We start from the raw sequence: 19,103 nt of genomic DNA on the forward strand, positions 1-19,103 counted from the left end.
CCGCGCGGTTGCTGGCCGCGCGGCTTTCGCGTGTCCGTCTCGCCTACGCCGCACCCCCTCGCCGCCAGCCGCGCACCCGCCTGCACCGCACCCGCTGATCGGAATGCGCGCGAGCCCGCGACCCACCCGCGGGCCTGGCTGCGACTCCCAGTTATAGATGGCGGCTGCGAGCTGGGTGACCGGCGGAGTTGTGGCGTTTCCCCGAGTCTGTTGGCGGAAATTCCCAGGTGTTCTTGGCGGCTGCGTACACGATCTTGATGATCCGGTGTGGATGCATGGCGCCCTATGAGTGCTCGCGCATAAGATCCGACCCGAGCGATGCCACAACGATCGTTATCTGGGGTTGTCGAGCGAACTTGCTGGTCAGCGGCCTGAGAGTCGTCAAGTCACGTTAGGCAAGTAGGCCCAGAGTTTCTGGCATTTCCCAGGCCGTCAGCTGCCGCTCAAGATCGGCTTCCTCCTGCGTGCACGATCGATATCTGGCGGGCCCACCTGCTCAGCAACGAACTCGAACACCCGCCAGCGGAATGAGCCGACCCAGAACCGTGATCCGGCGTCGATCGCGCCGCAATCTCGTCGATCGACGCATCGGGCGACCTCAGCTATCGCAAAAAGGTCGGGAGAGCACAAGATCGGCGTCCACTCGGCGCAACCCGTCGAAACCCCAGGTGTTGATGCCCTCCAGGTCGACCTCGTTGTAGATGCGAACTGCAAGGTCGCGCAGCGAGCGGGCAAGCCGGGCGTACTCGAGGTGGGTGAGGTCGAGTCGCTCCGCGCCGTAGGCGCGCAGGAAGCGCACAGGGTCGGGCCCGCACAAGGCGGAGAACACATCGTGCTCGCGCGGCGCCAGCATCGCATGACCCCAGTCGAGCAGCGTCGCGATGTGACCGTCGCGGTCAACGAGGACGTTGTGAGGGAACAGGTCGTGGTGGCACACGACGTGGGGCACGTCGATCGCGCGTGCCCGTTCGATCACCGCTTCGAGCCGGTCAACGTTGGCCATGACCTCGTCGCGGCGGTCGACGATCCAAGGGTGGTCGTGCCGGTCGCGCAGCACCTCGATGCACCACTCGTCCATATCGGTGCGGGGCAGAACGAGGTCGGTGATCTCGTGCACGGCGCGCATCGCCCGCGCGATCGCGTCAGCGTCGTTCCACGTTCCCTGGTGGCCATCGACGAACGGGAACAGCGCATAGCGCCGGCCATGGTGCTCGGAGGTGTACGAGCCGTCAAGAGCTCGCTCCGCCGCAGGAACGGGGATGCCCCGAGCTGCCAACTCAGCGGTCAGCGCCAGACCGGAGTCGCTGTCGGGCTGCTGACGCCAAAGCTTCACGAACCAGCGCCCGTCGGTGAACGCATCCGCTTCGAACCCGCCCGGATGCGGCCGCAGCTCGCCCACCTCGATACCGAAGGCGTCGCGGACCTGAGTCGTCGTCGGCGGTCGTACTTCGTTCCACATCGACCCAGGACGCTACCGCTGCCGAGGGCAGCCGGTCGACTTCTTTTTGCGAGCACTGGCTCGACGTGGCCGACCCGCCGGTGTTGAACGCCCGGCCCGCCGCGCGCAGCCCCGCTGGGTACGCGCCAACAAAACCTGGGAACCGCCATCTATAGCTGGGGGTCGCACCTGGCCGATCCGATCGCACAGTCACAGGTGACATAAAGCCTGCCTATGCGACAGCTACCGTGCTTCGGCTCAACTGTGGTCAGGACCCGCAGGAAAGGCGAAGCGGCGAGAATCTATAACGTAAGGACCGTCAAATCGGACATGAAACCCTGCAACTGCCGCCTGGGACCCTAGTTGATCTGGTGTTTTTCGCCCAAAGAGCGAGTCGCGGACAATGAGATGTCCGATTTCGGAGCCTTTACGTTATAGATGTACGCGAATCGCCTCCCCGCTGATCTGGCTTGCGGGATTGCTAGCGAGATCAATTCGGATCAGCCTGCTGGCGCGCGCGAGCCCTGCGGCGCTGCTCTCGGATGATGGCCATCAGCTCCTCGACGGAGCGGCCCCCGGGGACATAGGCGGCGCGGGCAGCCTCCTCGGGGGACAGGGAGTCTCGGCGAGCCCGCGCCTCAGCAAGGACTCGACCTGCAGCAGCAAGCGCTTCGGCGCGGGTCGTCATAGATCCACTCTCGCACGGGCGTGCGAACGGCTGGCCGTGAGATGCCTCACGAGCCAGCAGATCCGCTGGCCGCTCGGCGACTTGTCAGTGCTGCTCTACTCTTGCCACCAAAGCAGGCGTGAGAGGGGTTTGCGTGAAGCCTGGCGTGGATGGTTCACTCGTTTCATCCTTCGATGCGGTTCTCGAACGCATCACCTACGCCAACGAGGACACCGGCTACACCATCGCCCGCGTCGCCACCGAACGCTCCGGCTCCGAGCTGCTGACCGTCGTCGGCCCGCTGCTGGGCGCCCAGGTGGGGGAGTCGCTGCGGCTGCAGGGCCGCTGGACCTCCCATCCCCGCTACGGCCGCCAGTTCGAGGTGTGGTCCTACACCACCGTCCTACCGGCCACCGTCCAGGGCATCCGCCGCTACCTCGGCTCCGGTCTCATCAAGGGGATCGGCCCGAAGATGGCCGAGCGGATCGTCGACCACTTCGGCACCGCCACCCTCGACGTCATCGAGCAGCACCCCGAACGCCTGACCGAGGTGCCGGGCCTGGGCCCCAAACGCACCAAGATGATCGCCGCCGCCTGGGACGAACAGAAGATCATCAAAGAGGTGATGATCTTCCTGCAGGGCGTCGGCGTGTCCACCTCGATCGCGGTGCGCATCTTCAAGCAGTACGGCGAGCAGTCCATCTCCGTCGTCAAGACCCAGCCGTACAAGCTGGCCGACGACGTGTGGGGGATCGGGTTCAAGACCGCCGACACCATCGCCCAGGCCGTCGGCATCCCGCACGACAGCCCCGAACGCGTCAAGGCCGGCCTGCGCTACACGCTGTCGCAGGCCGCCGACGACGGCCACTGCTACCTGCCGGCCCCCAACCTGGTGGCCGACGCCGTCAAGATCCTCGACGTGGGCTCCGACCTCGTCGCCGCCTGCCTGGAGGACCTCGTCGCCGAGGAAGGCGTCGTGCGCGAGCCCGTCCCCGCCGGAGACTCCGTGGTGCCCGCCGTCTACCTGCCGCCCTTCCACCGCGCCGAGCAGTCGCTGGCCTCCGGCCTGCTGACCCTGCTGCGCAGCGGCCACGACCGGCTCAAGGCCTTCGCCGACGTCGACTGGGCCAAGGCCGAGGCCTGGCTGCACGCCCAGAGCGGCGCCGAGCTCGCCCCCGAGCAGCGCCAGGCCGTCCGCCTGGCCCTGACCGAGAAACTGGCCGTGCTGACCGGCGGGCCCGGCTGCGGCAAAAGCTTCACCGTACGCTCCATCGTGCTGCTGGCCCGCGCCAAACGCGCCCGCGTCATCCTGGCCGCCCCCACCGGCCGCGCCGCCAAACGCCTGGCCGAGCTGACCGGCCACGAGGCCACCACCGTCCACCGGCTGCTGCAGCTGCGGCCCGGCGGAGACGCCACCTTCGACCGCGACAACCCCCTGGACGCCGACCTGGTCGTCGTCGACGAGGCCTCCATGCTCGACCTGCTGCTGGCCAACAAGCTCGTCAAAGCCGTCGCCCCGGGCGCGCACCTGCTGTTCGTCGGCGACGTCGACCAGCTGCCGTCCGTCGGCGCCGGCGAGGTCCTCAAAGACCTGCTGGCGGCCACCGACATCCCCCGCGTCCGGCTCACCCAGGTCTTCCGCCAGGCCCAGCAGTCCGGCGTCGTCGTCAACGCCCACCGCGTCAACACCGGCCGCCACCCCGTCCTGGAGGGCATGAAGGACTTCTTCCTGTTCCCCTGCGAGGAGCCGGAGGAGATCGCCGCCCTGACCGTCGACGTCGTCTCCCGCCGCATCCCCGCCCGCTTCCGCCTCGACCCCCGCCGCGACGTGCAGGTCCTGGCCCCCATGCACCGCGGCGCGGCCGGCGCCGGCGCGCTCAACGCCGCCCTGCAGGAAGCCCTCACCCCCGCCGTCGAGGGCATGCCCGAACGCCGCTACGGCGGCCGCGTCTTCCGCGTCGGCGACAAGGTCACCCAGCTGCGCAACAACTACGACAAAGGCGCAGCCGGGGTGTTCAACGGCACCGTCGGCATCGTCACCGACATCCGGCCCGACGAGCACAAGCTCACCGTCCTGACCGACGAGGACGAACCGGTCGACTACGCCTTCGACGAACTCGACGAGCTCGCCCACGCCTACGCCGTGTCCATTCACCGCTCCCAGGGCAGCGAATACCCCGCCGTCGTCATCCCGCTGGCCACCAGCGCCTGGATGATGCTGCAGCGCAACCTCCTCTACACCGCCATCACCCGCGCCAAGAAGCTCGTGGTGATCGTCGGCTCGCGGCGGGCGCTGGCCCAGGCCGTACGCACCAAGGGCGCGGGACGCCGGCACACCGGCCTCACGCACCGCCTGACGCCGCGTTGACCTGCACCTGACCACAACAAGTGATCTAAATGTGACCGAACTCTCCCAAATCATTCGTCGTCTTACATGCAGGAGCATTAAGGTTTTTGAGGTGCCTTTGGTGCCCTGGGGGAGAGGACCATCTTGAACGTTACGCCTACATGGAGGAGACCGGCCGCCGCCGCTGTCGCGCTGCTGGCCGCGGCCGCCCTGACCACCTCCTGCTCGAACGGCGGCACCACCACCGCCGCCGACCCCGGCGTACCCGAAACCAGCACCACGCCCACCCCCCAGGCACCCACCGTCACCATCACACCCGCCGAGGGCAGCGCCAAGGTCAACCCCGACAAGAAGATCGTCATCACCGCCGCCGGCGGCGCCCTCGAGGACGTCGCCGTCACCACCGGCGAGGAGCAGATCGAGGGCCGCTTCAACGCCGACAAGACCCGATGGGTCTCCAAAACCCCGCTCAAGCCCTCCACCGGCTACACCGTCACCGCCAAGGCCGGCGCCACCACCGCCACCAGCGCCTTCACCACGGCCAAACCGCAGCGCGCCCTGCAGGTCATCGACGTGACCCCCAACGCCAAGGGCGAGACCCTCGGCGTCGGCGCCCCCATCATCGTCACCTTCAACCAGCCGGTCGACAACAAGGCCACCATCGAACGCGCCCTCGAAGTCGACGCGGAAAAACCCGTCGAAGGCGCCTGGCGCTGGGTCGACGACACCAAGGCCATCTACCGCACCGCGAAATACTGGCCCGCCCACCAGAAGGTGACGTTCAACGCCGACATCGCCGGCATCAAGGGCGGCAAGGGGCTGTACGGCACCAAGGACTACACCGCCACCCTCAAGATCGGTGCCAAGCAGATCAGCAAGGTCGACACCCGTACCAAGCGCATGTACGTCTACCAGGACGGCAAACGCGTGCAGACCATGCGCATCAGTGCCGGCATGGCCACCACCCGCGAATACACCACCACCTCCGGCGTCCACCTGACCATGGAACGTGGCAATCCCGTCCGCATGATCTCCCCCGGTCGCAAGAAGGGCGACCCCGGCTACTACGACGTGATGATCGGCCACGCCGTCCGCATCTCCAACTCCGGCGAGTACGTCCACGCCAAGAACAACGTCTGGGCCCAAGGCGTGCGCAACGTCAGCCACGGCTGCATCAACGCCCGCCCCGACCAGGCCAAATGGTTCTACGACAACGTCCAGCGCGGCGACGTCGTCGAAATCGTCGGCACCGACCGCGAACTGGAGTGGAACAACGGCTGGGGCTATTGGCAGATGCCGTTCAAGGAGTGGAAGAAGGGCAGCGCCCTCAACGGCAAGGCCTGACCCCGGCACCCCGGGCCGGCACCCGCCGCCGCACCGGCTCGGCCGGCACACCCGCGCACCGATTCACCACGGCGTAGCGGCGGGCTCATCACCAAGGCGTCGTGGATGTGGTCGCGGACACCTCAGCGGATGCGCAGGCGGCCTAACCAGCGCTCCAGCGTGATCGCTCGTTCCCATGGACCGGCCGGCAGGATTGCCGCCGTTAAGCTGATCTTCGTGAGAGACGGACATGAGGCCCCTGTGATCCTGCCCGAACCGCGGACCGCGATCGAGGCCGCCGACATCGAGCGGGTCCGGGCGCTCCTCGGCGGCCCCGACCCATGGGGGCGGGGGACCTCGCTGCACCTCACCGCGTCCGCGCTCATCGTCCATCCGCCCACCCGGCGCGTGCTGCTGCGCTGGCACGCCCGTCAGCAGGCATGGCTTCAGGTCGGTGGCCACGCCGACGCCGGCGAGTCCGACCCGTTGCAGATCGCGCTGCGGGAGGGAGCCGAGGAGACCGGGCTGACCGATCTGACGCCGTGGCCGGATGGGAGTCCCGTTCACCTGGTGATCGTCCCCGTACCGGCGGCGCCGCATGAGCCCGCCCACGAGCATGCCGACCTGCGCTTCCTGCTGGTCACTGACACGCCGGACGCGGTGCGGCCCGAGAGCCCTGACTCGCCGCTGCGCTGGCTCTCGCTCGCTGAAGCACGGGAGTTGACCACAGAGGCCAACGCGCGCGAGACCATCGACCGCGCCGCCGCCCTCCTCGGCGCTGCTCATCCACGACAGACCTGACCTGCGTCCTGATGCCGAGCGGCCGGCCCGGCGTCGCTCGAGCCCAGGTCGATGTACACGTAGTGCGGCTCGTGGGGGAGGCGGGAGGTCGCAGGCGCGGCTCATGGGGCCGGCCTGCGTGGATCAGGGCCGCTGCAGCGGTGCGACTGCGCAAGGCTACCAGGGCAGCAGGCCGTCCTCGCTGAAGAACCCTGCGGTGGGTCCGTCGGTGCCGAGCGTGGCCAGGCGCACCACGACCGCGGCGCCCTGCGCGGGCGTGAGGTACCCGCTGTGGTTGTTGCTGTCGGTGGCGACGAAGCCCGGGGCGGCGGCGTTGACGAGGATGCCGTCCTTGCGCAGCTCATTGGCGTACTGCACGGTCAGCGCGTTCAGCGCGGACTTCGACGGCGTGTACGCGGCCGACGGCAGCAGGGCTGCGAACGGGCCGTCCGGGTCGCTGGTGAGGGTCAGCGACCCGGCGTGACTGCTGACGTTGACGATGCGCGCCGCCGGCGAGCGCCGCAGCAGCGCGTTGATCACCGCGATCACCCCGAACACGTTGGTCTCGAACACCGCCCGGACCATGTCCAGGTCGACCGAACTGGGGACCTGATCGTAGGCGTCTTCCGGCGAGACCTTCCCGGAGCCGGTGATGCCGGCGTTGTTGACCAGCACGTCAAGGCGGCCCCAGCGCTCCTCGACCCACCTGGCGGCCTCCTGCACGGTGGTCAGGTCGGTGACGTCCAGGGCGACCGCGTGCGCGTCGCCGCCCGCCGCACGCACCGCCGCAGCGGCCTCCTGGCCGCGCCGCGGATCTCTCGCGCCGATCACCACCGTTATGCCCATCGCCGCAAGCCGCTCGGCGATCGCGCGGCCGATCCCCTTGTTCGCCCCGGTGACCATCGCCACCTTCTGTGTGGTGTGCTCGTTCATGACCAAACTCCTGTCGGGGAAAGTCTGTTGCGTGGAGTTGCCTGCCGCGCGGTCGTGCGCGCGGCGTCCTGGCGAGCAAGAGATCCCGGTGACCCGATCCCTGTGACAGCGCGGTGCTGTGACGTGCATCACCGATCACGGGTGTCACAAAGCGGAGGGGGCCGGGATCGTATGCATGCACGGTCGAGAACGAACAGGCAGGAAGCAGCAATGAGCGAACGCAGCGAGCAACCGACGGACACAGCCGGGCCCCTCGCTCGTGGCAGCATCCGCATCGACTCCGCTGTGGACCCGGCCACCGAGGTGTTCCTCGCCCACCGCAACCTGCTGTTCACGGTCGCCTACGAGCTGCTCGGCTCGGCCGCCGACGCCGAGGACGTCCTGCAGGAGACCTGGCTGCGGTGGGCGGGCGTCGACCACGCCACCGTGCTGGACCGGCGCGCCTACATGGTCAAGATCACCACCCGGCAGGCGCTGAAACGGCTGCGCACGCTCGGCCGGCGCAAGGAGTCCTACGTCGGCCCCTGGCTGCCCGAGCCGCTGCTGACCGCCCCGGACGTGGCCGAGGATGTGGAACTGGCCGACAGCGTCTCGATGGCGATGCTGCTGGTGCTGGAGACGCTCACCCCGACCGAGCGGGCGGTGTTCGTGCTGCGCGAGGTGTTCGACCTGGACTACGACGAGATCGCCGACGCCGTCGGCAAGAGCCCGGCCGCGGTCCGCCAGATCGCCCACCGGGCACGGACCCACGTCGCCACGCGCCGACCCCGCGGGAGCGTCACCCCAGCCCAGACCCGCGATGCGCTGCAGGCGTTCCAGCGCGCGGTCGAAACCGGCGACCTGCAGAGCCTGCTCGACATCCTCGCCCCCGACGTCGTCCTGTTGACCGACGGCGGTGGAGTCGTGCAGGCCGCGCTGGCGCCCATCGTGGGGGCCGATCAGGTGGCCCGCGTGCTGGGCAGGATCGCCGGCACGGCGTCGCTGCAACCGGCCCAGGTCAACGGCTACCCGGCGCTGCTCCTCCGGCGGGGCGGCGAGACCGACACCGTCGTGGCGGTGCGCATCGACGACGGCCTCATCACCGGGCTCTACGCCGTGCGCAATCCCGAGAAACTGTCGCGGATCCAGCATGAGACTGCCCTGCACCGCTGAGTCGCCCTGATCGCGATCGTCACCATGCCCGTCAGGGCGCTGTTGTCTCTGACCGCCAGTCCTGGCGCTCACGCACCCGGAGCGCTGTTCAAACGGACTGACCGACAAACGCGGCTATGCGTCATCGACACCATCACTCTGGCCCTGGCGGCGGGGTTGCGATCGTAGCCGAGACGCGCGGCTGCCGAGAAGAGGCACGGACCGCGGGTTTGCGGCGCTGCAGGCGCCGGGCCGGGTTGGTGGCCAGCAGTTCCTGGCGCCGGGCCCAGGTGGTGAAGGAGCACAGTGCCGACAGGTGCCGGTTCAGGTGGCGGCGGCCGCGCTCTTCCGGCGGTCCATCACCGCTGCGTAGTGCTCGGGGGCCAGGGCGGCGACGGGATGGGCCGGGCCGGTCACGATGGTCAGCCGGGTGAGGGCCTCGGCGTAGCCGGTGCGGGTGGTGGCCGCGGTGATGGAGTCCAGGAAGCGCTCGACCGCCGGCCCGACCCCAGCCGCGCTCGTCGCGCCGGAGGCCGAGTCGGGGACGGAGCCGGGCCGGCCACGACGGACACGGGCGACCTCCTGCCCAGGCGATGTGACACATAGTCGCATCAGGGCGGGCGCGGTCTGATTGGTGGTGTTCGGCGGCGGCGGCCCTTAAGCTCGTGGAAGGTCTCGATCCGGTCGACCACGTTCTTGACGGTGCGCACCTGGGCGGCGGCCAGGGCCCGCACTTGCGGGGTGGGCAGCGGCAGCGCGGCGACCTTCTTGGTTGGGTCGCCGTGGCGGAGCAGCCGTCGGGGGCGTGCGCGGTAATCCAGGTGAACAGTGCCGACAAGTGGGCCAGGTGGTTGTTGACGGTCGCGGCGGCCATCGGCGCCGCCTTGCCGTCGCGGCCGCGGTTGCCGGCGGCGGCCAGATGGTCGCGCCCGGCGGTGACTTCGCGCGGGGTGACGGCCGAGAGCCGGTCGTGGCCGAGACTGTCGGCGATCCAGGCGCCGAAGCGCTCCAGATGCCGGGAGATCTTGGCGGCGACCTCCGCCGCGATGGCCTCCGTGGCAACCTCGATGCTGCTGACACTGGCCCAAGGCGAGCAACTGCCACAGAACCGCGTCGAGCAGGTCCAGCACCTTGCGCCGGAACTCGGGCGGGTAGCCCCGTCGTCCCATGCCACTTTCCTCTCATCAAGCGGCACAAGAATCCAGCCCCACCTCCACTCAACCCGGGACACACCAAAGTCTCCACCGAACCCGGGGCGATTCACTACTGCTTCTCCTGTGTAACGCATGGAGGGTGGAGATGTCCGCTACCTGCAGGGCCGGCGTCCCCACCACCGCCACCACGCCCGCAGACCGACCGGACGAGCAGCGGTCCGCCCGCACATCGTTTCCTTGAGGCGAGTTGCCTTGAGTCAGCGATCCTCACGCACCTACCAGCGCTCGCTCCCATCTCCCCGTGTCGGGCCAGGCTGATCATCGCCCGTTGGAGTGCGCAAGTCCGGCATGGGATCTACACCGATCTCGCGCACACCCCGGCTACATCCGCCACGGCCGTCCAGGAGAACTACTTGGATCGTCCGGTTCCAGTGCCGGAACGCCCTCGCGGTGCGGTGGCGAGGGCCGGCCAAAGTACGGCCACGACGCTTTCGGGAAGCTCCTCCTTCGGCTCGCCGGAGTAGAACGCGGCGAAGTAACTGCCGAAGCACATCATCGCGATCGTGCGGGTATCGATGTCGGCGTTGACCGCGTGGCGTTCCTGCAGTTGCTTCAGCACCTCCTCCACCAAGGCGACGCGAGGCTCGACACCGCGCTCGCGCAGAATCTCAAGCAGCTCCGGGGTGCGGGGTGCCTCGCCGGCGAAGTTGCCCATCAGCACCATGGCGTCGGGATTGAAGTACGCGGGGTCGAGTCGGCGGACGGCTTCGACGAGCGCGTCTCGAGGGTCCAACTCGGAAAGGTCGACGGTGTATGTCTCGCGCTGCTTGCGAAACCCATAATCGAGCGCGTCCATCACCAGGTCGAACTTGTTCTTCCAGCGGCGATAGAGCGTGGGTCGGGTCACCTTGGCGTCGGCGACGATGTCACCGATCGTCATCCTCGAGTAGCCGTCGCGTACGAGCCGCTCGCGAGTGGCCCGGATGATGGCTTCGTCGATGGCCGTGTCGCGAGGCCGGCCTCCCTGATGCGTACGTTCGGTCTCGCCTGTCGTGCCATTGCCGCCACGTTGTTCGCCCTGCGGTTGTCGTCCTCGGACCATGGCTCACCTCGCGGATGACGGCTGGGCCCATGCCGTACGAGATACGTTACAGATCGTAACTGTAACACAAACACGGCTACTGAAAGGTTGGGGAATATTACATTACAGTCATTTGCTGTAACGTAAGTGCGAGCGGAGGGAGGCTCGGCCGTCCACAAGACGTTGCCTCGCGGGTTCGGCTTCACCGCCGACGCCACGGTGAGCCCGCACATCAAGACCAAGAACTCCCGACACCTGAAGGGAAAGCAGCCATGAGTGCTACAGACAGACTTGCTCAGCTCGAGGCGATCAGGGCCCAGATCTCCCAGATCACGGTGAGCGACCTCAGCCTGCGTGTTCCCGTACCGCCGGGCGACGACGAGATCACCCGGCTCGCCACCACCACGAACCAGACCCTCAGCCAGCTCGACGGCGCGGTGGAGCAGCTACGCCAGTTCGCCTCCACGACCAGCCACGAGCTGCGCACCCCTATCGCCGGGCTGCGCACGCAACTGGAGGAGGCGTTGCTCTACCCCGACGACGTCGACGCCCGACAAACGCTCCAGACGGCGCTGACCACCGCCGACCGGCTGGAGGCGATCGTCAATGACCTGCTGCTGGCCCGACTCCGGGCCGCCGACCCGCGCCCCCCGGAGAAGATCGACCTCGGAGAGCTCGTCACCGCCGAGGTGAGCGCGCAGTCCAAGTCCGTGCCGATGAACGTCCACGCACCTGCCGGGGTGGAGATCCACGGCTTCCGCATGCAGCTGATCCGCGTGCTGGGCAACCTCCTGGCCAACGCGCAGCGGCACGCCGAATCCTCTGTCGAGGTCACTGTCGAGCCGGCCGACGACGGGGTCGCGGTCGCGGTGACCGACGATGGGCCCGGCATCCCGCTCGCGCACCGCGAACGCGTCTTCGAACGCTTCGTCCGCCTCGACGACGGCCACCGCCGCGATCCCGGCGGAAGCGGGCTCGGCCTGGCCATCTCCCGCGACATCGCGCACGCCCACCACGGCACCCTCACGGTCGAGGACTCGCCACGTGGAGCGAGGTTCGTGCTGGGGCTGCCGCTCATCAGCGGATATCCCACAACACCAGCGAAACGAACGGTACGGGCATGATGCCCGGTGCTGAACCAGCACGGAGAAGCTGAGGGTCAGGCCGTCGGTGATGACGGGCAGCTTGAATTCCACCGGACCGGTGGGCCGCTTCCGCAAGACCACATCGTGACGGAAACCGGTCAGCAGGGCGGTAATCACCAGGTCGGCGCCTGGCAGACAGGCGGCGCCCTCGTAGACGGCCTTGTTGCCCTCGATCCGCGGCGTCGGCAGCGCGGTGGGCCAACTCAAAGCGAAGGACTTGCCGTCCTCGCGGGTCAGCTTGGCCCACAGCCCAAGTACGGCTGGAAGGGGCAGCCGGTGGATATCGAGCAACGCGACCTGCGGAAACGCCGAAGATCGCATTATCGCACCGGGCTTATCCCACCATGTTCGAGCCGGAACCCTAGCGCACCCCGCCGCGACCAGGGGACTGTCCCCTTCACCGTTACTTGGTCTGCGCCCCATTTAGGTAGCAGACCGGTCCAGCAACACCCAAGGACGATCAGATCAGGTCGGCACGCGGCCAACGCCAGGCGAAATGCCCCCGAAGTGGCCCATTTCGGGGAAGTCTCCGCCCGCATCCCCGGTTGGGGAACTTTGAAACTTAAATGAATGCGCATACGCCGGTCCACGTCCGACCGGCACACCATGAACGGGGAGATGTCATGTCCATCCAGCACTACCTGCCCATCACGCTCGGCACGATCGGCTCGGACAGCGATTTGCCGCGCCGGCGAGGCCCCAGCTCCAGGCGCCGCCGCCGCAGCCGAACTCGTCGATGAACGGTTGTCCCTCGGCACCCTCGCCAGCATGTGGGCGAGGATGCCGAAGCATTTTCCCAGCGGGCCCAGGCCCCCGCTGAGCATGGACGATGCCCTTGACCACGTGGACTCCGTGGCACGCGCGAGGGGCGGCCGGCCTGTGACCTGGCGACCGTCCAGGCTCCCGCTGCGGCCACCGCGGGCACGCCATCCCGGCCCGCTAGCGGTTGGCGGCAGGGGGAAGAGCTGTTCGGCGTGCTCCTCCTGGCGCACCTGCTCGGCGTCGATCTCCATCCACAGCTGCTGCTCGAGATAGTCGCCGCAGTCAGAGGTGTGGAGCTGGTGGACGGTTACCCCGTCTTCCACCCACATCATGACAACCATGTCGTCGTGCCGGTAAGCCCCGGGGCGCGGGCCACTTTGGGGTTGTCATGGTGGCGGTCCATCATCGCTACGCGAACGTGCAGGGCCGGGGGCTGTTTCACAGGCGACCAATGAAACACCGCCCTGTCGAATGAAGTACGACGCGTCGTCGGTGTGAGCGTGCACGCTGGCTCGCTTCCGGGGCTGTCTGCGTAGATCCCGAGCTCGGATGACTACGCTGGATCCGCAAGATGGAGGAGGTCGCGATCTGTATGGGCAACGAGAACGCGCCTGGACGGTCTGAGCACGAGGACACGCTCGGAGCCGGATGGGAGAGGCATCGGCCCGCGGTTTTCGGCGTGGCCTACCGGTTGCTGGGCAGTGTGGCCGATGCCGAGGACGTGACCCAGGACGTGTGGCTGCGGGCGGCCGGCACAGATCAGCAGGACATCGATGATCTGCGGGCCTGGCTGGTGACGGTGGCCGCACGGCGGTCGTACGACATTCTCAAGAGTGCCCGTTTCCGCCGGGAGACCTATGTCGGGCCGTGGCTGCCGGAACCGCTGCTGACGGGGCCGGACGCATCCGAGCCGGTCCTCGTCGATGAGTCCGTCGGCTCAGCGATGCTGCTGATCATGGAGGAGTTGAGCCCGCCGGAGCGGGTGGCCTTCGTCCTGCACGATGTCTTCGGTCTCGAGTTCGTCCGGATCGCCGAAGTGCTGGATGTCTCCGTGCCGGGTGCCCGGCAGTTGGCCTCGCGGGCGCGGCGGCGGGTGACCGACGCGAAGCAGTCTTCGCCGCAGGCGTCGAAGGCGGAGCGCGAACGTGTGCTGGCGGCCTTTCGCGCCGCCTACGAGGCCGGGGATCTGGCTGGCCTGGTCAAACTGCTGCACCCGGACGCCGTCTACGTCACCGATGGCGGCGGCGAGGTCGCCGCGATGCGCAAGCCCATCTATGGTGGTGAACGCGTCGCTGAGGTGATGGTGCGCGTGGGCCGCCAGTGGCGTCCGGACCGCATCGACCTCGTCGAGGTCGGCGGCGAGCTCGCCCTGGTGTGCCACCGGGAGGGCCGTGTCTACTCCGTGGACACGCTGCAGATCACAGACGGTCTGATCGCCGCGTACCGCAGGGTCATCAACCCGGACAAGCTTTCTCACGTCTGAGCTGTCACAACCCGAGGGGCCACCTCGTCTCCCTGATGAGAACCCAAAAGGAACAGACGAAGGAACGCTCGTGAGCGGATGAGATCGATCATGCCGGACGGCACGCGTCCACCTGCTGCGTTCCTCCGACGAGCCGCGATGAGCCCTGCGTGTGAACGGGCTGCGCGCTCGAGCGCCCCTCCCCAGGAAGGATCTTTGTGCAAGCCATCACTGTCCGAGACCGTGAAGCCGGTCTCGCCGGGCTGTCCCTGTCGGACATGCCCTACCCCCACGCGGCCGAGAACGACGTCATCGTGCGAGTGCACGCCGCGGGCTTCACCCCTGGAGAGCTGGACTGGCCGGCCACGTGGACCGATCGCGCAGGCCGCGACCGGACGCCGAGCGTGCCCGGGCACGAGTTGTCGGGTGTCGTCGAAGAGCTGGGGTTCGGCACGACCGGCTTGAGTGTCGGCCAGCGGGTGTTCGGCCTGGCTGACTGGACCCGCAACGGCTCGCTCGCCGAGTACACCGCGGTGGAGGCCCGCAATCTCGCGCCGCTGCCGGCGGACGTCGACCACACCCTGGCCGCCGCACTGCCGATCTCCGGCCTGACCGCCTGGCAGGGCTTGTTCGACCACGGCCGCCTGACCACAGGCCAGACCGTCCTGATCCATGGCGCCGTGGGCGGCGTCGGCTCGATCGCGGTACAGCTCGCCCGCGAGGCCGGCGCCCGTGTCATCGGCACCGGCCGGTCCGCCGACCGGGACAGGGCGCTTGCACTGGGCGCCGACACCTTCCTGGACCTGCAGACGGAGAAGCTGGACGACGTCGGCGAGGCCGACGTCGTCTTCGATGTGATCGGCGGAGACATTCTTGACCGATCGGCCGCCCTGGTCCGGGCCGGCGGCACGCTCGTCACCATCACCCTGCCGCCCAAGGTTCAGCCCAAGGCCGGGCGGGCGGTCTTCTTCGTCGTCGAACCCGACCGCGCCCGGCTCACCGAGCTCGCCACGCGACTGAGGGACGGCCGGCTCAAGCCGGTCGTCGGCGCCGTACGGCCGCTCGCCGAAGCACCCGCCGCGTTCGCCCCCGCCACGCGCACCCGGGGCAAGACGATCATCCGCGTCACAGAAGACTGAACAGGAGACCCAGTGTGATCGGCATGCGGATCGCCGGTGGACTGCTGGCCGTCGCCACGCTGACTGCGGCCACGCCCCGCTCCACCTGGGACCAGCCCGCCCACGCCACGACGCCGACCGCGGCCGTGACATCGAAGCACCCCACCGAAACCCTCAAGCCACTGCTCCAGCAGAGCCTTCCGAAGGTTAAGGGCAAGACGTTCACCTCGGCGATCGTCGACTTCCCGCCCAACGCACGTGCGAGGCCGCACCGGCACGGCAAAGCGTTCGTCCACGCCTACGTCCTCGAAGGCACCGTGCGCAGCAAGCTCGCCGGCAAGCCCGTGAGCACGTACCGCCAAGGCGAGAACTGGGTTGAGCAGCCGGGCGCCCACCACGTCCTCACCGAGAACACCAGCCGGACCAAACGGGCCGAGCTCCTGGTCGTCTTCGTCTCCAACGCCGGAGACAAGCTCAAGCTCGACGACCCGAGGGCATGACCACGCAGCGCGTCAATACCGCGCGGCTCAGCGCGGCCGATGTCGACGGGGCCGGTGTGTTCCGGGTGCTCGAGGGGGAAGGCGTCGGCACGTTCGCGAAGTCCTGGAGGGAACCGCTCGACACCGTGGCCGAGCAACTGGTGAAGGCACATGACTGACGTGTTGTCGCAAGGCCATCTGGCCCGGACGTGACCTCATGCTCAAGGGCCTGCGCCGCGGCGACACCTTAAAGGTCACCCCGGCTCGACCGGCTGTTCTCCTCCATCCAGAATCTCGTCGTCCGCGGCACCGAACTCACCAACCGCGGCATCAGACTCCAGGTCATCGAGCAGAACATCGACAGCGAATCCTTCGAAGGCCGCGACCTGTTCGGCATGCTCTCCGCCCTCGCGGAACTCCAGCGAGACTTCGTCACCGCCACCACCAACCTGCCCGTGGTCACGTCCCGGACCAGCCGCACGGACACGGCCCGGCCGCATGGTCGTCGCCGACCGCCGTAGCGGTGATCGGCGGTGGCCTCGCCACCGATGGTGAAGCATGACCTGATGCTCAGGGTTGGTTGATGTTTCGAGCCCTACACTGGGCGATATAAACGACGCATTAGGGGAGGATTTCATGGAAATGCACCGCATCGGAAAAATAGTGCGCAGTGTGGGGATTTCGACCGTTCGGTATGGACTTGTGATCAACCTTCTGGAGATTGGGCGAATAAAATTTGAAGACTACGAGGTAGAAAATATTCGTCCCCTCGTAACCTCAAGCCCCCCGCTCTCATGGCTTATCGCCAGATTGGGGGAGAAGAAGGTCGCTAGGTTGATCGGCGTCACTGAAATCGTTCTGGGCTCGTTGATCGGAGCAAAACCGATTGCGCCGAGAGCGTCAGCCCTCGGCAGCCTCGCCGCCGTCGGCATGTTCGCCACCACCCTCAGCTTCCTGGCTACGACGCCCGAGGCGTGGCAAGAGACAAGCGGGGAACCGAAGCTGTCCCTCGCGGGGCAGTTCCTGGTGAAGGACGTCGTGCTCCTCGGAGCCTCCTTGCTGACGGCCGCGGACGCCCTGCAAGCCGCCGGTGGCGCGGACCCGTAGGACGGACCCAGCCATGAGGGATGTGCCGGTCATGCCGCCCGGCCGTCCTCACGCCCCAGAATTATCGGAGCGGCTTCGACCACAGTGACCTGTGAACCGAACCTGCGGTCGATTGAGGCGAACTCGATGCCCTGGTATCCGCCGCCCACGATCGTAAGCCGTCCGGGCAGGGGTCGTGCCGCTGGGCCGATCGGTCGGAAACAAGGCGTCGGGATCGGCACGGACGTACTGGCGGAATGCCAGGGGTGTTCGGCCGATCGGTCGAGCCAGCGCGTCGACGTCCGCGGAGCGACTTGGCCCGTGCGGAGCGAAGGACAGTCCAACGGCAGAGATGTGCACCGCCATGTCGGGATTGACGACATCGCCAGGATCCAGTGCGGACAGTTCGACCAGTTCTTGATGCCAATGGCAGCCGGGAGCACTGATGAGCACCACACCCATCGCCGACCTCGCGTTGGTGTCCGATCGCCATTCCGCCGGCCTGATCAGCCGGGACGGATCGGCCGAGTGGCTGTGCTTCCCCCGGTTCGACGGGCCGTCCGTCTTCGCCCGCCTGCTGGACGACGAGGCCGGGCACTGGGCGATCCGCCCGGCCGTCCCGTATGAGACGACGCGCCGCTACCTGGGGTCGTGGTCATATCTCAACGAGATTTCTCGATAAGCGTTGAGCCACAGGTCAGCGAGGTTCTTCTCAGGTGGTCCAGCCGTGTTTGGTGATGAGTTTGGTCAAGGCGTGACGGAGTTGGTTGATGCGTTCGGCGGCGTCGGGTCCGCGGATGCCGATGGTGATGGTGGTCTCGGTGGCGTGGTAGACGGTCTGGCAGCCTTCGGCCGCGGTACGGGCGGCGGCATGGATACGGCCGCGGACCGCGATGAGCTTGCGTGGATCCGTGCGGTCGAGACCGTCGATGGTGAGGTAGCACAGGAATGGGCCGCACTCGGTGAGCGGCCCATCGGTGAGACCGTCTTCGATAGCTTTGCGGATCTTGGTCCTGTCGTCGCTGGTCATGGGGCGTCGGCCGAGCCAGTCCGGCCAGCCGTCGGGCCGGACGGGCACGGTGTGGGTGCCGGGGCTTTGAGCTTGTTGATTGTGCTTGGCGGGTTTGGTGTCGTCTGGATTGGTGGTCATCTCGCCCAAGTTGGCTAAACGATGAGGTGGCGCATGGCGGCTTGTTTGTCGTCGTTGGTGGGCTGGCTGTAGATGCGCAGCGTGTCGAGGCGGGCGTGGCCGGCCATCTCGGCGACCGTGACGAGGTCCTCGCCGCCGCGGATGAGCTGGGTGACGAAGGTGTGGCGGCCGATGTGGGCGGTGGTGGGGTCCTCCAGGCCGGCGGCCTGGGCGATGGCGGTGAAGACGGCCGAGGCGCTGCGGGCCGACAGGCGCCCGCCGCGTCGGTTGAGGAACAGGGCCCGCTGGGTGGCGGCGCCGGGCCAGGAGCGGCGCGCATCCAGCCAGTCGGTCAGGGGCTGGCGCAGCTGGGGGTGGACGGGCACCTCGCGGATCTTGCCGCCCTTGCCGTAGACGGTCAGCACGCCTTTGCGGGCCGACAGGCGCACGTCGGGCACATCGAGGGCGACGGCGTCGCCGATGCGCAGCCCGGCGTAGAAGGGCAGCAGGGCCAGGGCGCGGTCGCGGGGGTGCGGCCAGTCCTCGATGGCGCGCAGCCAGCGGATCTGGGCCGGGGCGTTCATCGCCTTGGGCGCGGTCTTGGGGATGTCCTCGCGGCCGATGTCGGCCTTGCCCATGCCGCGCCGGACGTGGAAGTCGTCCAGGGCGGCCAGGGCGTTGTTGACGTAGCGCACCGAGCGTTTGGGGTCGGCTCGCGCAGCAGGTAGTGGCGGTAGTCGCGTACCGCCCAGTCGCGGGCGCGGCGATCGGTGAGCGGATCACCGTTCAGGGCGGCGGGCCGCCCGGCGAGCCAGGCCAGGTACATCCGCACGCGCGAAGCGTAGGTGCGGCGGGTGTCGGCGGCCAGCGGCACCTGCTCCAGCGCGGCGCTGTAGTCGGCGAGCGTCTGCTGGTAGCCGACGGGCAGCGGGGTGGGGCGGGCGCCGTGCTGCTTCGGCCGTGCCGCGTCCGCGGCTGACTTCGTGTTCTCGGAAGTTGTTCCGGGGGGTTGTGATCCGTCCTGGACCGGATTCTCGGAAGTCACTACGGGAGTGTACTTCCGAGAAA

Annotated in this window: 20 protein-coding genes; 12 read left to right on the top strand and 8 right to left on the bottom strand. The window is 68.1% G+C overall.

Going from position 1 to position 19,103, the window contains the following annotated elements; translation table 11 throughout:
* Nucleotides 1-598 precede the first annotated feature (598 nt).
* Nucleotides 599-1,459: a phosphotransferase enzyme family protein gene (locus OHA25_RS38955; protein WP_327581921.1), complete on the bottom strand. Its 861-nt coding sequence runs from the start codon at nt 1,457-1,459 to the stop codon at nt 599-601.
* An 812-nt stretch (nt 1,460-2,271) separates the two neighbouring features.
* Between OHA25_RS38955 and recD2 the strand changes: the two genes are divergently transcribed.
* The 3 genes from recD2 to OHA25_RS38970 all read left to right on the top strand — a co-directional run bounded on the left by recD2 (nt 2,272) and on the right by OHA25_RS38970 (nt 6,576).
* Nucleotides 2,272-4,473: an SF1B family DNA helicase RecD2 gene (gene recD2 / locus OHA25_RS38960; protein WP_327581922.1), complete on the top strand. Its 2,202-nt coding sequence runs from the start codon at nt 2,272-2,274 to the stop codon at nt 4,471-4,473.
* A 123-nt stretch (nt 4,474-4,596) separates the two neighbouring features.
* Nucleotides 4,597-5,796: a L,D-transpeptidase gene (locus tag OHA25_RS38965; RefSeq protein ID WP_327581923.1), complete on the top strand. Its 1,200-nt coding sequence runs from the start codon at nt 4,597-4,599 to the stop codon at nt 5,794-5,796.
* Between the two features lie 216 nt (nt 5,797-6,012).
* The gene (locus OHA25_RS38970) at nt 6,013-6,576 is read left to right on the top strand and encodes an NUDIX hydrolase (RefSeq protein WP_327581924.1); all 564 of its coding nucleotides are present in this window, start codon (nt 6,013-6,015) and stop codon (nt 6,574-6,576) included.
* Between the two features lie 156 nt (nt 6,577-6,732).
* On the opposite strand, the gene OHA25_RS38975 is transcribed toward OHA25_RS38970, so the two are convergent.
* Nucleotides 6,733-7,488 (bottom strand): SDR family NAD(P)-dependent oxidoreductase, encoded by a 756-nt coding sequence (locus OHA25_RS38975; protein WP_327581925.1) that lies wholly within the window; start codon nt 7,486-7,488, stop codon nt 6,733-6,735.
* 210 nt (nt 7,489-7,698) lie between these two features.
* On the opposite strand from OHA25_RS38975, the gene OHA25_RS38980 reads away from it, so the two are divergent.
* Complete coding sequence (locus tag OHA25_RS38980; protein WP_327581926.1) at nt 7,699-8,640, top strand: RNA polymerase sigma-70 factor; 942 nt, start codon at nt 7,699-7,701, stop codon at nt 8,638-8,640.
* A gap of 303 nt (nt 8,641-8,943) precedes the next feature.
* Here the strand turns inward: OHA25_RS38980 and OHA25_RS38985 are convergent, their stop codons facing one another.
* Nucleotides 8,944-9,231, bottom strand: a complete 288-nt coding sequence (locus OHA25_RS38985; RefSeq protein WP_327581927.1) for a hypothetical protein — start codon at nt 9,229-9,231, stop codon at nt 8,944-8,946.
* A 951-nt stretch (nt 9,232-10,182) separates the two neighbouring features.
* Nucleotides 10,183-10,875, bottom strand: a complete 693-nt coding sequence (locus OHA25_RS38990) for a TetR/AcrR family transcriptional regulator (RefSeq protein WP_327581928.1) — start codon at nt 10,873-10,875, stop codon at nt 10,183-10,185.
* 251 nt (nt 10,876-11,126) lie between these two features.
* Here OHA25_RS38990 and OHA25_RS38995 point away from each other — a divergent pair, with 251 nt between their 5' ends.
* From OHA25_RS38995 to OHA25_RS39025, 7 genes are all read left to right on the top strand, one after another.
* The gene (locus tag OHA25_RS38995) at nt 11,127-11,978 is read left to right on the top strand and encodes a sensor histidine kinase (RefSeq protein WP_327581929.1); all 852 of its coding nucleotides are present in this window, start codon (nt 11,127-11,129) and stop codon (nt 11,976-11,978) included.
* Nucleotides 11,979-13,353: 1,375 nt separating this feature from the next.
* On the top strand, nt 13,354-14,244 hold the full coding sequence (sigJ, locus tag OHA25_RS39000) for an RNA polymerase sigma factor SigJ (RefSeq protein ID WP_327581930.1): 891 nt from the start codon (nt 13,354-13,356) through the stop codon (nt 14,242-14,244).
* Nucleotides 14,245-14,441: 197 nt separating this feature from the next.
* On the top strand, nt 14,442-15,362 hold the full coding sequence (locus OHA25_RS39005; protein WP_327581931.1) for an NADP-dependent oxidoreductase: 921 nt from the start codon (nt 14,442-14,444) through the stop codon (nt 15,360-15,362).
* Nucleotides 15,363-15,385: 23 nt separating this feature from the next.
* Complete coding sequence (locus OHA25_RS39010; RefSeq protein WP_327591103.1) at nt 15,386-15,841, top strand: cupin domain-containing protein; 456 nt, start codon at nt 15,386-15,388, stop codon at nt 15,839-15,841.
* Complete coding sequence (locus OHA25_RS39015) at nt 15,838-15,999, top strand: hypothetical protein (protein WP_327581932.1); 162 nt, start codon at nt 15,838-15,840, stop codon at nt 15,997-15,999. Before OHA25_RS39010 ends, OHA25_RS39015 begins: the two co-directional genes overlap by 4 nt.
* A gap of 105 nt (nt 16,000-16,104) precedes the next feature.
* The gene (locus tag OHA25_RS61590) at nt 16,105-16,341 is read left to right on the top strand and encodes a recombinase family protein (protein ID WP_442942223.1); all 237 of its coding nucleotides are present in this window, start codon (nt 16,105-16,107) and stop codon (nt 16,339-16,341) included.
* Nucleotides 16,342-16,456: 115 nt separating this feature from the next.
* The gene (locus OHA25_RS39025; protein WP_327581934.1) at nt 16,457-16,927 is read left to right on the top strand and encodes a YkgB family protein; all 471 of its coding nucleotides are present in this window, start codon (nt 16,457-16,459) and stop codon (nt 16,925-16,927) included.
* Between the two features lie 29 nt (nt 16,928-16,956).
* On the opposite strand, the gene OHA25_RS39030 is transcribed toward OHA25_RS39025, so the two are convergent.
* Complete coding sequence (locus OHA25_RS39030; RefSeq protein ID WP_327591104.1) at nt 16,957-17,289, bottom strand: NAD-binding protein; 333 nt, start codon at nt 17,287-17,289, stop codon at nt 16,957-16,959.
* Nucleotides 17,290-17,351: 62 nt separating this feature from the next.
* Here OHA25_RS39030 and OHA25_RS39035 point away from each other — a divergent pair, with 62 nt between their 5' ends.
* Entirely contained in the window at nt 17,352-17,588 is a 237-nt protein-coding gene (locus OHA25_RS39035) for a trehalase-like domain-containing protein (RefSeq protein WP_327581935.1), read from the top strand.
* Between the two features lie 30 nt (nt 17,589-17,618).
* Here the strand turns inward: OHA25_RS39035 and OHA25_RS39040 are convergent, their stop codons facing one another.
* The 3 genes from OHA25_RS39040 to OHA25_RS39050 are packed head-to-tail and all read right to left on the bottom strand — an operon-like array spanning nt 17,619 to nt 19,080.
* Complete coding sequence (locus OHA25_RS39040; RefSeq protein WP_327581936.1) at nt 17,619-18,056, bottom strand: hypothetical protein; 438 nt, start codon at nt 18,054-18,056, stop codon at nt 17,619-17,621.
* A 14-nt stretch (nt 18,057-18,070) separates the two neighbouring features.
* Nucleotides 18,071-18,730 (bottom strand): tyrosine-type recombinase/integrase, encoded by a 660-nt coding sequence (locus OHA25_RS39045; RefSeq protein WP_327581937.1) that lies wholly within the window; start codon nt 18,728-18,730, stop codon nt 18,071-18,073.
* Complete coding sequence (locus tag OHA25_RS39050) at nt 18,616-19,080, bottom strand: hypothetical protein (protein ID WP_327581938.1); 465 nt, start codon at nt 19,078-19,080, stop codon at nt 18,616-18,618. The genes OHA25_RS39045 and OHA25_RS39050 overlap by 115 nt, the downstream gene beginning before the upstream one ends.
* Between the last annotated feature and the right edge of the window lie 23 nt (nt 19,081-19,103).

The organism is Nonomuraea sp. NBC_00507, assembly GCF_036013525.1.
Classification (GTDB): Bacteria; Actinomycetota; Actinomycetes; order Streptosporangiales; family Streptosporangiaceae; genus Nonomuraea.

Excerpts from the sequence above, each read along its gene's own strand:
- OHA25_RS38955 (WP_327581921.1), bottom strand. The coding sequence starts at position 1,459 with ATGTGGAACGAAGTACGACCGCCGACGACGACTCAGGTCCGCGACGCC.
- OHA25_RS38975 (WP_327581925.1), bottom strand. The coding sequence starts at position 7,488 with ATGAACGAGCACACCACACAGAAGGTGGCGATGGTCACCGGGGCGAAC.
- OHA25_RS39010 (WP_327591103.1), top strand. The coding sequence starts at position 15,386 with ATGCGGATCGCCGGTGGACTGCTGGCCGTCGCCACGCTGACTGCGGCC.
- OHA25_RS38995 (WP_327581929.1), top strand. The coding sequence starts at position 11,127 with ATGAGTGCTACAGACAGACTTGCTCAGCTCGAGGCGATCAGGGCCCAG.
- OHA25_RS38985 (WP_327581927.1), bottom strand. The coding sequence starts at position 9,231 with ATGCGACTATGTGTCACATCGCCTGGGCAGGAGGTCGCCCGTGTCCGT.
- sigJ (WP_327581930.1), top strand. The coding sequence starts at position 13,354 with ATGGGCAACGAGAACGCGCCTGGACGGTCTGAGCACGAGGACACGCTC.
- OHA25_RS38990 (WP_327581928.1), bottom strand. The coding sequence starts at position 10,875 with ATGGTCCGAGGACGACAACCGCAGGGCGAACAACGTGGCGGCAATGGC.
- OHA25_RS38980 (WP_327581926.1), top strand. The coding sequence starts at position 7,699 with ATGAGCGAACGCAGCGAGCAACCGACGGACACAGCCGGGCCCCTCGCT.
- OHA25_RS39040 (WP_327581936.1), bottom strand. The coding sequence starts at position 18,056 with ATGACCACCAATCCAGACGACACCAAACCCGCCAAGCACAATCAACAA.
- OHA25_RS39015 (WP_327581932.1), top strand. The coding sequence starts at position 15,838 with ATGACCACGCAGCGCGTCAATACCGCGCGGCTCAGCGCGGCCGATGTC.
- OHA25_RS39035 (WP_327581935.1), top strand. The coding sequence starts at position 17,352 with ATGAGCACCACACCCATCGCCGACCTCGCGTTGGTGTCCGATCGCCAT.
- OHA25_RS39030 (WP_327591104.1), bottom strand. The coding sequence starts at position 17,289 with ATGTCGTCAATCCCGACATGGCGGTGCACATCTCTGCCGTTGGACTGT.
- OHA25_RS39025 (WP_327581934.1), top strand. The coding sequence starts at position 16,457 with ATGGAAATGCACCGCATCGGAAAAATAGTGCGCAGTGTGGGGATTTCG.